17 protein-coding genes, 1 rRNA gene and 1 pseudogene are annotated in these 13,353 nt (G+C 37.8%); 15 read left to right on the top strand and 4 right to left on the bottom strand.

Annotated features, from left to right (window positions below; genetic code table 11):
- From M014_RS0120760 to rpsI, 8 genes are all read left to right on the top strand, one after another.
- A partial coding sequence (locus tag M014_RS0120760; RefSeq protein ID WP_026593404.1) for a DNA-directed RNA polymerase subunit alpha occupies positions 1-803 on the top strand: 803 nt, incomplete at its 5' end.
- A 35-nt stretch (positions 804-838) separates the two neighbouring features.
- Positions 839-1,201, top strand: coding sequence for a 50S ribosomal protein L17 (rplQ, locus tag M014_RS0120755; RefSeq protein ID WP_026593403.1), 363 nt, complete (start codon positions 839-841; stop codon positions 1,199-1,201).
- Between the two features lie 111 nt (positions 1,202-1,312).
- Entirely contained in the window at positions 1,313-2,155 is an 843-nt protein-coding gene (locus M014_RS0120750; protein ID WP_026593402.1) for an energy-coupling factor ABC transporter ATP-binding protein, read from the top strand.
- Positions 2,131-3,012, top strand: coding sequence for an energy-coupling factor ABC transporter ATP-binding protein (locus M014_RS0120745; protein WP_026593401.1), 882 nt, complete (start codon positions 2,131-2,133; stop codon positions 3,010-3,012). The genes M014_RS0120750 and M014_RS0120745 overlap by 25 nt, the downstream gene beginning before the upstream one ends.
- The gene (locus M014_RS0120740) at positions 3,000-3,794 is read left to right on the top strand and encodes an energy-coupling factor transporter transmembrane component T family protein (RefSeq protein ID WP_026593400.1); all 795 of its coding nucleotides are present in this window, start codon (positions 3,000-3,002) and stop codon (positions 3,792-3,794) included. The genes M014_RS0120745 and M014_RS0120740 overlap by 13 nt, the downstream gene beginning before the upstream one ends.
- A 14-nt stretch (positions 3,795-3,808) precedes the next feature.
- Positions 3,809-4,552 carry a tRNA pseudouridine(38-40) synthase TruA gene (gene truA, locus M014_RS0120735; RefSeq protein WP_026593399.1) on the top strand — a complete coding sequence of 248 codons (744 nt, stop codon included), beginning with the start codon at positions 3,809-3,811 and terminating at the stop codon, positions 4,550-4,552.
- 152 nt (positions 4,553-4,704) lie between these two features.
- Positions 4,705-5,142 (top strand): 50S ribosomal protein L13, encoded by a 438-nt coding sequence (gene rplM / locus M014_RS0120730; protein ID WP_001260793.1) that lies wholly within the window; start codon positions 4,705-4,707, stop codon positions 5,140-5,142.
- Between the two features lie 21 nt (positions 5,143-5,163).
- Positions 5,164-5,556: a 30S ribosomal protein S9 gene (gene rpsI, locus M014_RS0120725; RefSeq protein WP_000079986.1), complete on the top strand. Its 393-nt coding sequence runs from the start codon at positions 5,164-5,166 to the stop codon at positions 5,554-5,556.
- Positions 5,557-5,666: 110 nt separating this feature from the next.
- On the opposite strand, the pseudogene M014_RS30255 reads toward rpsI, so the two are convergent.
- Both M014_RS30255 and M014_RS0120720 read right to left on the bottom strand, forming a co-directional pair.
- Positions 5,667-5,801: pseudogene (locus M014_RS30255) on the bottom strand (site-specific integrase); the annotation flags it as partial.
- A gap of 33 nt (positions 5,802-5,834) precedes the next feature.
- Positions 5,835-7,229, bottom strand: a complete 1,395-nt coding sequence (locus tag M014_RS0120720) for a hypothetical protein (protein ID WP_026593398.1) — start codon at positions 7,227-7,229, stop codon at positions 5,835-5,837.
- Between the two features lie 235 nt (positions 7,230-7,464).
- Here M014_RS0120720 and M014_RS29390 point away from each other — a divergent pair, with 235 nt between their 5' ends.
- From M014_RS29390 to M014_RS0120700, 4 genes are all read left to right on the top strand, one after another.
- Positions 7,465-7,611, top strand: coding sequence for a hypothetical protein (locus M014_RS29390; RefSeq protein WP_155924359.1), 147 nt, complete (start codon positions 7,465-7,467; stop codon positions 7,609-7,611).
- A 146-nt stretch (positions 7,612-7,757) separates the two neighbouring features.
- Positions 7,758-8,186, top strand: coding sequence for a DUF2521 family protein (locus M014_RS0120710; protein WP_026593397.1), 429 nt, complete (start codon positions 7,758-7,760; stop codon positions 8,184-8,186).
- Positions 8,187-8,255: 69 nt separating this feature from the next.
- The gene (gene cwlD / locus M014_RS0120705; RefSeq protein ID WP_026593396.1) at positions 8,256-8,969 is read left to right on the top strand and encodes an N-acetylmuramoyl-L-alanine amidase CwlD; all 714 of its coding nucleotides are present in this window, start codon (positions 8,256-8,258) and stop codon (positions 8,967-8,969) included.
- A gap of 149 nt (positions 8,970-9,118) precedes the next feature.
- Positions 9,119-10,186: an Mrp/NBP35 family ATP-binding protein gene (locus M014_RS0120700; protein WP_026593395.1), complete on the top strand. Its 1,068-nt coding sequence runs from the start codon at positions 9,119-9,121 to the stop codon at positions 10,184-10,186.
- Between the two features lie 69 nt (positions 10,187-10,255).
- Here the strand turns inward: M014_RS0120700 and gerD are convergent, their stop codons facing one another.
- Positions 10,256-10,873: a spore germination lipoprotein GerD gene (gene gerD, locus M014_RS0120695; RefSeq protein ID WP_026593394.1), complete on the bottom strand. Its 618-nt coding sequence runs from the start codon at positions 10,871-10,873 to the stop codon at positions 10,256-10,258.
- Positions 10,874-11,011: 138 nt separating this feature from the next.
- Between gerD and M014_RS0120690 the strand changes: the two genes are divergently transcribed.
- On the top strand, positions 11,012-11,626 hold the full coding sequence (locus M014_RS0120690) for a KinB-signaling pathway activation protein (RefSeq protein ID WP_026593393.1): 615 nt from the start codon (positions 11,012-11,014) through the stop codon (positions 11,624-11,626).
- A gap of 146 nt (positions 11,627-11,772) precedes the next feature.
- Here M014_RS0120690 and pdaB read toward each other — a convergent pair whose 3' ends face one another.
- Positions 11,773-12,537: a polysaccharide deacetylase family sporulation protein PdaB gene (gene pdaB / locus M014_RS0120685; protein WP_026593392.1), complete on the bottom strand. Its 765-nt coding sequence runs from the start codon at positions 12,535-12,537 to the stop codon at positions 11,773-11,775.
- Between the two features lie 156 nt (positions 12,538-12,693).
- Here pdaB and M014_RS0120680 point away from each other — a divergent pair, with 156 nt between their 5' ends.
- Positions 12,694-12,912, top strand: coding sequence for a hypothetical protein (locus tag M014_RS0120680; RefSeq protein ID WP_026593391.1), 219 nt, complete (start codon positions 12,694-12,696; stop codon positions 12,910-12,912).
- 224 nt (positions 12,913-13,136) lie between these two features.
- Positions 13,137-13,353 (top strand): 16S ribosomal RNA (locus M014_RS0120675); the annotation flags it as partial.

The raw sequence follows: 13,353 nt of genomic DNA, 5'->3' as shown, positions 1-13,353 counted from the left end.
TCCCTGGTGCCGCTGTAACTGCTATCCAAATTGATGGCGTATTACACGAATTTTCAACAGTTGAGGGCGTAGTAGAAGACGTTACAACGATCATCTTAAACTTGAAAAAGTTAGCTCTTAAAATCTACTCTGAAGAAGAGAAGACGTTGGAAATCGATGTACAGGGCGAAGGTATTGTCACAGCTGCTGATATTACTCACGATAGTGATGTTGAAATCTTAAATCCAGATTTATACATTGCGACGTTAGCAAAGGATGCGCATTTCCGCGTGCGTTTAACTGCAAAGCGTGGCCGTGGGTATACGCCAGCTGATGCAAATAAAAGCGAAGATCAACCAATAGGAGTTATTCCTATTGATTCTATTTATACTCCAGTATCACGTGTGACTTACCAAGTGGAAAAGACACGTGTCGGACAAGTGGCAAATTATGATAAGCTTACGCTTGATGTATGGACGGATGGAAGCATCGGGCCAAAAGAAGCTATCTCTTTAGGTGCCAAAATCTTAACTGAGCATTTAAACATCTTCGTTGGTTTAACTGATGAAGCGCAAAATGCTGAGATTATGGTCGAGAAGGAAGAAGATCAAAAAGAAAAAGTTCTAGAGATGACTATTGAAGAACTTGATCTTTCTGTTCGTTCTTATAATTGCTTAAAACGTGCAGGAATTAATACTGTACAAGAGCTTGCGAACAAAACAGAAGAAGATATGATGAAAGTTCGTAACTTAGGACGTAAATCCTTAGAAGAAGTTAAGCATAAGCTTGAGGAATTAGGTTTAGGCTTACGTAAAGACGACTGAGGATTTAAACTCATCAACAAAGGAGGGAACTACGAATGGCATACAGAAAATTAGGCCGTACAAGTGCGCAACGTAAAGCTATGTTACGTGACTTAGCTACTGATTTAATTATCAACGAGCGCATCCAAACGACAGAAACTCGTGCAAAAGAACTTCGTTCTGTAGTGGAAAAAATGATCACTTTAGGTAAACGCGGAGATCTTCATGCTCGCCGTCAAGCTGCATCTTTCATCCGCAATGAAGTTGCTAATGCTGAGATTGGTCAAGATGCACTTCAAAAATTATTCGCTGATGTAGCTCCACGCTATGCTGAGCGTCAAGGCGGATACACTCGTATTGCAAAAATTGGTCCACGTCGCGGAGACGCAGCACCAATGGTAATTATCGAGTTAGTATAATGATGATTAAAAGGGCAGGACAGTTCTTTTCAAGTAACTGGTCATGGCCCTTTTTTTTTAAATATAGAAAATGGGCTAACTTGGTAAAGTAATGAGAGAGGGTGCCTTGCATTGAAAAAAGAGAAACTTCGCACGCAAAATATATCATTTCAATATCCCGGGGCAACTTTTTATGCATTAAAAGACGTATCATTCTCTTTATATGAGGGAGAATGGGTTTCTGTAATTGGACAAAATGGTTCAGGAAAGTCTACACTTGCAAAATTATTAAATGGATTATTTTTGCCGGAATCAGGAACGATTGTTGTAAATGATACAATGATTTTATCCGAAGAAACGGTATGGGATATTCGAAAACAAATTGGTATGGTATTTCAAAATCCAGACAATCAATTTGTTGGAACAACAGTGCAAGATGATGTTGTATTTGGTCTTGAGAATATCGGAATGCCTCGAGAGCAAATGGTAGAACGGATGAATCAAGCGCTAGAAATGGTCCGAATGGAAGAGTTTCTGAACGAAGAACCTCATTCATTATCCGGTGGGCAAAAGCAGCGTGTGGCGATTGCAGGTGTGCTAGCATTACAACCGTCCATTTTAATATTGGATGAAGCGACATCAATGTTAGATCCTCAAGGACGGCGTGAAGTAATTGAAACGGTTAGGAAGCTTGTTGATGAAAAAGGTATTACCGTGCTATCAATTACCCATGATTTGGAAGAGGCTGCACAGTCAGACCGTATTATCATTTTGAATCAGGGAGAAATATTAGAGGAAGGTACACCAGAGCAAATCTTTAAATCCTCTCGTATGCTTAGAGAAATCGGGCTAGATGTACCATTCTCAGTAAAAATAGCAGAATTATTAAAAAGAAATAAAATTCCACTGCAAAATACGCATCTTACAATGGAAAGCTTGGTGAACGAACTTTGGAGATTACATTCCAAACAGTAGAGCATCGTTATCAATATAAAACTCCATTTGAAAGACGCGCGCTTTATGATGTAAACGTGTCGTTTCCAAGTGGGGGGTATTATGCCATTATCGGTCATACTGGTTCGGGCAAATCAACGATGATTCAACATTTAAATGGTTTATTGCAGCCGACAAGTGGCACAGTCCAAATTGGAGAGCATTTAATTTCCTCGCAAAAAAAAGAGAAGAAATTAAAACCACTACGAAAAAAAGTAGGGGTTGTCTTTCAATTTCCAGAGCATCAGTTATTTGAAGAAACAGTTGAGAAGGATATTTGTTTTGGGCCCTCAAATTTTGGTGTATCTGAAGAGAAGGCGAAGCAAAGAGCGAGAGATGCGATCGAGCTTGTTGGATTGAATCCAGAATTATTAACTCGTTCTCCGTTTGAGTTAAGTGGTGGACAAATGAGACGTGTTGCGATAGCAGGTGTACTTGCTATGGAACCGGAAGTTCTTGTATTAGATGAACCGACAGCAGGACTTGATCCAAAAGGACAGCAAGAGTTGATGGAAATGTTTTATAAGCTTCATAAAGAGCAAGGGCTCACAGTAATCCTTGTTACCCATAATATGGAGGATGCCGCTAAGTATGCAGAGCAAATTGTAGTTATGCATAAAGGAACGGTCTTTTTGCAAGGAACAGCAGAGGAAGTATTTTCACATGCTGATGAATTAGAACAAATCGGTGTGGATCTTCCAATGTCTTTAAAGTATAAACGTGCAATTGAAGAGAAATTTGGTATTACGATTCCAAAGGCTACCTTATCTTTAGAGGATCTTACTCATGAAGTTGTACAGGTGTTACGAAAAGGTGGTCATGAATCATGCAGCAGTTGATTATTGGGAGATATATTCCAGGCAGGTCGCTCATTCATCAACTTGATCCACGTACGAAGCTGTTGATTGTCTTTTTATATGTATTTGTTGTCTTTTTAGCAAATAATGCGATTTCATATGGATTTTTATTTTTATATGCACTCATTGCTTTATTTTTTGCAAAAGTGCCGATTCGTTATGTACTTTCGGGCTTAAAACCAATCTTATGGATTTTTCTTTTTACATTTTTTCTGCATATTTTTACAAATAAAGAAGGGGATGTACTGCTTCAGCTTGGTTGGTTTTCGGTACATGAAAAAGGATTGGAACAAGGGATATACATTTCCATACGCTTTTTCGTCATTATTTTAATGACGACCTTATTGACGTTAACGACAACACCGATTGAAATTACTGATGGTATGGAGACGTTATTAAAGCCATTAAAGCGTATAAAGGTTCCTGTTCATGAAATCGCATTGATGATGTCTATTTCTCTTCGTTTTATTCCAACATTAATGGATGAAACGAGTAAAATTATGAAAGCACAAGCATCCCGTGGTATTGATTTTTCTGGTGGGCCGATAAAGGATCGATTAAAGGCGGTTATTTCTTTGCTTGTACCGCTTTTTATTAGTGCTTTTAAGCGTGCTGAGGACTTAGCGATTGCAATGGAAGCGCGTGGGTATCAAAGTGGTGAGGGACGTTCTAAATTTAGGCAGCTACGTTGGAAAACAAGCGATACGTTAACGATAGTAAGTTTACTTTGTTTAGTATGTATTCTAGCATGGGTGCGATCGTAATGGAGAATAGAGAAATGGAAAGAATAAAATGTACAGTTGCATATGATGGCATCAATTTTTGCGGTTATCAAATTCAACCGCAGCATCGTACTGTTCAACAAGAAATAGAGAAAGCTCTGCAAAAATTGCATAAAGGAGAGCTTGTTCGTGTTCAAGCATCAGGGCGGACAGATTCTACTGTTCATGCAAGAGGACAAGTGATTCATTTTGATACATTATTATCCCTTGAAGAATGGCAATGGATCAATGCTTTAAATACGATGTTGCCAGATGATATTGTGGTCCTGCAGGTAGAGAAAAAAACAGAAAATTTTCACGCACGATATGGTGTGGAAAGAAAAGAATATCGTTACCGGGTATTATTATCTAAAACAGCTGATGTATTCCGTAGAAATTATGTATATCAGTATCCATATCCATTAGAGATAGAATTTATTCAGAAGGCAATTCCTTATTTTATTGGAACGCATGATTTTACTTCATTTTGTTCGGCAAAAACTGACAAAAAAGATAAAGTGCGAACAATTTATGAAATAGATTTAATTGAACAAGATGATGAATTAATTTTTCGTTTTGTAGGCAATGGATTTTTATATAATATGGTGCGAATTATTGTTGGTACGCTACTTAGCGTAGGACAAGGAAAGCTTGATCCTGACAGCATTCCAGAGATTTTAAAAAAACAAGATCGTCGTTTTGCTGGGAAGATGGTGCCAGGGCATGGACTTTATTTATGGCAGGTAAACTATAACAACTAATCCTGGTGTAACATTTGCTTGACATTAGAAACTCAAAAGGATATCATAACATATGGTATTGTTTCTAAAACCACGATTAGCCCCGGAAGGAAATCGTGTTTAAGATAAACAATAGATTTTTTCTATGGAAAAGATAACGAGGAGGGAAACACATGCGTACGACTTTTATGGCAAAAGCTAACGAAGTTGAGCGTAAATGGTATGTGGTTGACGCTGAAGGTCAAACTTTAGGTCGCCTTGCTAGTGAAGTAGCATCCATTTTACGTGGTAAAAACAAACCAACATTTACACCACACGTTGACACGGGTGATCATGTAATTATTATTAACGCTGAGAAAATTCATTTAACAGGTAATAAATTAAACGATAAAATTTACTACCGTCACACTAACCACCCAGGTGGTCTTAAACAAAGAACAGCTCTAGAAATGCGTACAAACTACCCTGTACAAATGTTAGAGCTTGCAATTAAAGGCATGCTTCCAAAAGGACGTTTAGGACGTCAAGTGTCTAAAAAATTAAATGTGTATGCTGGAGCAGAGCATCCACACCAAGCACAAAAACCAGAAGTTTACGAACTTCGCGGATAATTAATTAAAGGAGGGCTTACTTTGGCACAGGTACAATACTATGGTACTGGACGTCGTAAGAGTTCAGTAGCGCGCGTACGCCTAGTTCCAGGCGAAGGACGCGTTATCATTAACGGTCGTGATTTTGAAAACTATATCCCATTTGCTGCATTACGTGAAGTAGTGAAACAACCTCTAGTTGCAACAGAAACTTTAGGTAACTACGATGTACTTGTAAACGTAAATGGTGGTGGATACACTGGTCAAGCTGGTGCTATTCGTCACGGTATTTCTCGCGCTTTATTAAAAGCTGATCCAGAATACCGTCTAACATTAAAACGTGCAGGTCTATTAACTCGTGACGCACGTATGAAAGAGCGTAAAAAATACGGTCTTAAAGGCGCACGTCGTGCACCTCAGTTCTCAAAACGTTAATTATCGACGTTTCAAAGGCTCTCAAGCTTTTTGCTTGGGGGTCTTTTTTTATGTGGAAAAAGGGGTTTTGATCATGAAAATATTTTTGGGTCACTCCTGATCACGACAAATCATAGTTCAATTATTTTTGGGATTTTTGTGGTCTCTTTTAGGGTATCTGTTACATGTGTATAGATGTTCAACGTCATTTGTATATCAGAGCGACCCAATCGCTCTTGTACCTCCTTTATACTTGCGCCAGCTTTTTAGAGAAAAATTTAACGGTAGACCTTTGCTTCCTACTCAAGGAACTTAACGACTCCCCACCATGTTCCCCAAAAGTCTTGACTAACCACATATTCTTGAACTGTCCAAAATTCCTGATCATTGGAAGGATCAACGCATGTTGCGCTGTAATCTCCCCATCGGTTCCGTCCCATGCCATCCGTTAAAAAGTAGGTAGCTTGTCCAGCTTGAAGTAAGGTAACTTGTTCTGTTGTGCCAGGTGCATCGCTTGCACGTCTTCCTGTGAAGAAGGCACTTGCAAATAGGTCTGTGGATGATCCGCTAAAACCGATTACCATATGGTTGGAGGAGTTGACGGCGAGAGAAGGATAATAATAGGAGTGTGTGCTGTGTTGAACTCGCCCTTGTTGAATTGGGGTGCTTATCTCCGGATCAATTTGATACCAGGAAACCTCTGCTCTGCTTCCGTCTTGGCTAGGTACAGTATGGGTTGTCCAAATTGTTTCATTACGATAAATAGCTTGCAAAAGGCGAGTATCTCCTGTGTCAATCAATTGAGGGGAGTCCTTTTGAAGAGCACCTGGTATGACAGAGCCGCTAAGTGAAGCGATATTAATTTGTTGAAGTTGTGTCCAAAAAGGTATCCCGTTAGAAAATGATATTTGGTTTAGCTGCAAACTGTCCAGACTGGCTAGTGAGATCAAGTACTGAACTGAAACATTTGGATCAAACACTTGAGTAGGCTGTGTTGTAAAAAATGCACCAGGCGGTTCATAGAACTCATACCAGGTCATGCTATCCATCGAGTACAGCTGACTCTTCTCGAACACCCAGATTTTAGTTGCCTGATAACTTCCCTCATTGTTGAACATGTTGGCAGTTACGTAGACATGAGTATTGTCCAGTCCTAAACTTGGATAGTCAGCCCAAGTATCTAACTGCATATTATTAAATATATCTGCATCAATTGCTCGGAATACCCAGTTAAATGGGTCTTCAGGATTCGACACGCCCACGAGCAGCCAGGAATTAGGAGAGCTTTCCCCCGCGAGCGAAATGATGAAGAACCGATTGGATAAATTGTCATAAAGGATTTTTGGGTCAAAAGCAAAAGTACCTTCTGTAATAACTCCAGTTGGGGTCCAAAAATCATCTAAAGTGGTAGTGGTAAGAACAGCACCATCCTCCTTTTGATTGATCGATATTCCTCCATTTACAACATTTACAACATGATTAAGACCAACTGCGCCCATTGTATCCGGCGGAAACCACCCGTTATAATCTACTCCTTTAAACTGTTTTATGATACTTGGAGCTGTGACATCATCATTCTGTATAACCTTTTTTGGAAAAGGCGGTGTTTTCTGCCGTGGTAAAAAAGATTGTACACCTGGTGTGGGGAGGCATACTTTACTTCCCATAATAGAATTTGATTTAATATTTCCCAATTACAGAACATTCCTTTCATATTTTTTGCAATTTAAAATCGCTAATTTACTTTATTCATTCTGCAATCAAGCTGAAACGGCAAATATTCTAGAAACGTGTAAGAGATAAGAAAATATGTGTTTGTCCAATAAGTAGATGGACATTAATTAAGGAGTTAAGAGTAGTTAAAGGAGGGGGATATGGGGGAAAATCATTAGCATAGACCAGACTGCTTTTTGGCTGGGGTTTTTTATTATGTTTAATGGAGCTATATCAATCCATTTTGAGTTTTCAACATATAAGGCGCTGCTACGAAGAACAAAAGATAACTTGCACTTGTTTTTTCGCTTTGTTTTAATTCGTCATGGGGCAGAGGGAGGATCTGATCGCTTCTATGCATAGCTGGACGCGCTCTCTCACTTGAAAGGAAAGGTTTTATACCGGTTTTTTAATGTATTATATCTTGGAATATTTTAGTGCTACCTTCCTACGTATGCTTCATCTTTAGAAGTTTAGACTAATACGTATTAGGGAGGTTTATAAGTACTATGAATGTCATTGTTAGCTTACAAGAAAAACAAAAAGAAAAGCAGTTGAAATATGAACGGAAGATGCTTCGTGAATTATCATTAAAAACGCTAAGGTCCAATATTCGTGATGCCTTCGATATGAAAGAGTTGCACAGGCAGTATGAGGATTATTGTATTGAACTTGGAATTGAATCGTATTTATTAGGAGCGAGATATAGTAAATTTGGCTATTATGGTGAATCTTTTTTTGATGTGAAATATAGAGCTTTAGAAGAAGAGCAGCAATTAACGGAAATGTTGTTTCAATTTTTAACAAGCATGACCATGCGGGAGATAGAATCGAACGCTGAGGATTCGCTGTATGAATCCTGTGAACAATTTATTAGTTCATGGTGGCGTGAAGGCTACGAAAAGGGTGAAAGAAGATATCGTTTAAAGCTGCATTAAGAAGAGAAGCATAAATTTTCCTCTTGTCCCATATAAGTAATTAGAGGGACTAGCTGGAGGAGGAAAGGTATGAAGAGAATTCGAATTATCTCTTTTATGCTTGCTGCAGTTGTACTGTTTTTCTTGGTGAAACAAGAATTTCAAATTACAAAATCATGGCGAGCTTGGAACTTACCCCTATCTGGGAAAGTAATTGTATTGGATGCCGGGCATGGTGGACCAGATGGAGGGGCGGTTGGTGGAAAAGATATTGTAGAAAAAGACATTACGCTTGAAATTACAAAAATGGTACAAGATTATTTACAAGAACAAGGTGCATTAGTTATTTTAACGCGAGAGGGAGATTATGATTTAGCTGATAAAGATACAAAGTCATATAGTAGGCGCAAAGCAGAGGATCTCAAAAAACGTGTAGAAATTATTAATAAGCCCGATGTTGACTTTTTTGCGAGCGTTCATTTAAATGCTTTGCCGAGTAGCGGGTCAAAAGGTGCACAAACGTTTTACTATCGCTCTTTAATTGAAAATGAACGAGCAGCGAAGTTTATACAGGCTGAATTAAGAACGAGTCTAGAAAATACAAACCGTTCAGCTAAAACAATTTCTCATGTTTATTTGCTTAAGTATGCGAAAACACCGGGAGCTTTAATTGAGGCTGGATTTTTATCAAATGTGAATGAAAGATATATGTTGAATTCGGAGAAATATCAGCAAAAAGTGGCAGCTGCAATATACCGTGGAATACTACGTTATTTTACGGAAAAAGGAAATCCTCCTGAATAAGGAGGATTTTTTGAATCGCTCTTGTTAACGAAGTTTTCGGAAAATATGTTATACTGGAAATGTAAACGCATTTATTTTGAAAATGAAAATAAACAAACCCAATTTATGTAACATTACTTTATTTTTTCATACAGGGGGCTGGGCTGATTATGGTAACGAAAGAGCAGGTAGTGGAGGCGCTTGAAGGGATTGCGGATCCATTTCTACATAAAACGTTAAAAGAAACAAATGCAATTAAAGAGGTAACTGTAAAGCCTGAGAAAGAGCATGTCAGTGTTAAAATTGCAATTGTAAAAACAGGAACTGCTGAACAAATGCAATTGCAGGCTACTATTGTGAAGCTTGTGAAAGAGCTTGGAGCAGCAACGGTTGGCTTACGTTTTGCCGAATTTACAGAGGACGAATTGGCACAGTTTGCGCCGCCAGTGGAAGAGCAAGAAAGCCAATCTTTATTATCACCGCATTCTAAAACGACATTTTTAGCAATTGCAAGTGGAAAAGGTGGAGTTGGTAAATCCACAGTTTCTGTAAACTTGGCCATTTCATTAGCTCGTTTAGGAAAGAAAGTTGGTATTATTGACGCTGATATATATGGCTTTAGTGTGCCTGATATGATGGGAATCGAAAAACGTCCAATCGTAAGAGGGGATAAAATTATTCCTGTGGAGCGTTTAGGGGTAAAAGTAATTTCGATGGGCTTCTTTGTAGAAGACAATGCTCCTGTTATTTGGAGAGGACCAATGCTTGGTAAAATGTTAAATCATTTTTTCACAGAGGTGGAATGGGGCGACTTAGACTATTTAGTGTTAGATTTGCCACCAGGTACAGGGGATGTAGCTTTAGATGTTCATTCAATGCTACCATCTTGTAAAGAAATTATTGTAACAACGCCTCATCCAACAGCGGCCTTTGTAGCAGCTCGTGCAGGTGCTATGGCGCTCCGTACGGAACATAGTATTCTTGGGGTTGTTGAAAATATGGCTTACTTCGAAAGTAAAGCAACCGGTGAGAAAGAGTATGTGTTTGGAAAAGGCGGAGGAGATAAATTAGCCGCAGAATTACAAACAGATGTATTAGGACGAATTCCACTTCAACAACCAGATTGGAATAAAGAAGATTTTGCACCATCTGTATACGAGGACACACATAAAACAGGTGTCATCTATCGGACGATAGCTGAGCAAGTTATTGATAGAACATCAGTTAAACAAAAATAAACCTCTACGAGTAGAGAATTTCCCCGCCAAATATAGAGGTGGGGAAATTATTATGTGTAGAGATTTGTTTTATTTTTGTTCTTTTGATCCGCCTTTTCCGCCTTCTCCACCACCTTCTTTTTTCTCGGCTCCTCCACCTTTTTCGGCTTTTTCAATGCCTTTACTAATGATGTCAATCATCTTAGCTTGGAAGAGTGGGCTTTCAGCAGTTTCTGTTAATACTTGTTGCAAATATTGACGATATTCTTTGCTTTTCATTGTTTGTAGCATCATTTTCTCTACTTCGGGGTTTTTCATAATTTCTATAACGCCTGCTTGGTATTCTGGGTCTTTTAATAGGGTCTTCATTAAGGCTGTTTGTTCTTTTTCAATGCCTTTAGCAAATTTTGATGAAAACTCAGGATCTTTAAATAGCTTTTCCCAAAGCTGCTGCCCTTTTTCGGATACCATTGCATCTTCAATCGTTTTTTTGACCACAGTTTCATCTAATATAAGTGCTTGTTTCATTTTCTCATCTGTTAATACATCTTGAATTGCTTTCTTCCCTTGATCGGTTTTTAAAATATCGACAATCATTTTTTTGGTTTGGTCGTAATCTAATTCAGATTTCGCTTCTTTTCCTTGTGCACATGCAACAAGTACAGTAAAAAGAAGGGAAGAAACTAAAACGAGCAGCATCCGTTTCATTAGCTGGAGCTCCTTTCAACACAGTTCTCTTTTTTAATATAAATATCTTAGAGGAATTTATACATGTTCATGGCTAGCTTTTTGAAATTGTCATTGATACAATTTAAGTAGAAATATATCAATAATGGGGGATGGGTTGTGAATAGCCGAAAATGGGTACGACTATTTTTAACGACGTTGCTGCTTGGAGGAATCAGTACAATCCTGATTGGTTTTATTCTAGGATGGGACAAGTACGCAAAATTTTTTCAAAATTTTGACGTTAAAGAAATTTTAATGATTTCTTTTTGGTTACTTGGTGTAGGTTTTATTTTTAGTGTAATTAGTCAAATGGGGTTTTTTGCGTATTTAACGGTTCATCGTTTTGGACTAGGAATGTTCCGATCATCTTCTCTTTGGAATGCAGTTCAGCTCATTTTTATTGCATTTGTACTGTTTGATTTTGTGTACTTAAGATCAGTACTCGTCGCAAATGGGGATGTTTCGTTAGGGAATAATATTCTGGTAGCTGGAATATTATTTATATTCGGAGCGATTGTAGCTTATATAAAGAGTAAAGAGACGAATAAAAAAGCATTTATACCTGCTTTATTCTTTATGGTCGTCGTAACAATTCTTGAATGGGTACCGGCGCTTCGTATTAATGATACTGATTGGTTATATTTAATGGTTATCCCACTTTTACTGTGTAATGCATATCAGTTACTCATATTACATCGTTTAATAGGACAAAGAAGTAAGTCAGCTAGTTAAGAGGATAAGCGTGAAAAATGGTACAACATCTTTTGAGTGAGGTGTTGTACCATTTTTGATAGGGGGGATGTTTATTTCGTTATTTGTAAGCAATAAGAATCTGATTCGAAATTTAGGGAAACGAAAGAAAGTAGAAGATAGAGATTTTATTTTATGTCTTTACTTTTTGCATTTGTGTTAGAAATAAGTTGTGATACAGATACTTGCCCATAGCCATCACTTTTTAATTTCTGCAGGAGCAGCGGTAGAGATCTATTTGTTTGAAGTGCCGAATCCGAAGCATGTAATAAAATGATATCTCCACCTCGTAAATTGTTAGAAACCGTAGATACAATTTTATTTACACCAGGATTTTTCCAGTCGTTTGAATTATTACTCCAGTGTACAACAGTATATCCAAGAGAATCTGCTACTTTGAGAACTGTTTTATTAAATTCCCCGCTAGGAGGACGCAAGAGCTTGATTTGTTTTATTCCAAGTTTTGCAAAAACACCTTGTGAGCGTAAAAGATCTCTTCGTATCTCGTTCGCTTCCAAAGAAGTATAAGAGGTATAGTTATATCCCATACTTCCAATTTCGTGACCATCCTGTATAATTCGTTCAACGATATCGGGATGTCTTTCTGCCCATGCTGCAGAGAGGAAGAAAGTCGCATTTTTAATGTTTCTTTCTTTTAAAGTATCAAGAATAGGAATTGCCTTTTTATCTCCCCAACTAATATCGAATGTTAACGCAACCTGTTTTTTGGCGGTATCACCTTTGTAAATGACTTTTGGACCAGTAGCAGTTGAAAAAGCAGACTGATGAGAATATGTCTTTAAAAAGAGAAGCCATGCTGTAAATAAGGATAGTACAATAATTAAACTAATGTGCTTAAATTTACGTTTACTTGTTATAAAAAAGAAAAACATAATACTCCGCCCCTTTGTCCAATCCTTTTCAGTTACTTATATGCTTAAAAAATTGAAAAGAGAACTGAAAGATTAACATTATAGGAAATGGATATAATGGACGATATAGTATGAGTTTCGATTTTAGTGGTTATGAGTAATTGTTGAGGTGATAGTTTGTTTGGGATTATGATTACAAAAGAAGAACAGAAAGAAATAGTATATTTATTGAAGAGGGAACTAGATGAGCTTTTATTTGATTTTGCAGACGAGAGAATACATGATGTCGTAAAAAAAACAATGGAAGAAAGATATAAAATTATTTTTTGTTTGTTTCGAAGAGTAGCAAATGCGGAAGAGTGCACACGTTATGTAAGAAAAAGAATTTTTTATTAAAAAGTGTTGACGATATGATTTAATATATGGTAAATTAATAACCGTCGCTGATGCGAGAAACGCAGAAAGCGAAAAAAAGAAATTGAAAAACTTAGTTGACATTGAAATATGAAAGTGTTAACATAAGGAAGTCGCAAATGAGCGGCAAACGAGTTCTTTGAAAACTGAACGAAACAAACAACGTGAAACGTCAATTTTTATTTTAGATGCTAGACAAACTAACTTTATTGGAGAGTTTGATCCTGGCTCAGGATGAACGCTGGCGGCGTGCCTAATACATGCAAGTCGAGCGAATGGATTAAGAGCTTGCTCTTATGAAGTTAGCGGCGGACGGGTGAGTAACACGTGGGTAACCTGCCCATAAGACTGGGATAACTCCGGGAAACCGGGGCTAATACCGGATAACATTTTGCGCTGCATGGCGCGAAATTGAAAGGCGGC

It is taken from the genome of Bacillus sp. UNC437CL72CviS29 (assembly GCF_000482345.1).
GTDB lineage: Bacteria > Bacillota > Bacilli > Bacillales > Bacillaceae_G > Bacillus_A > Bacillus_A arachidis.
The sequence above is the reverse complement of the archived record's forward strand: the minus strand, read 5'-3'. Positions and strand labels throughout refer to the sequence as shown.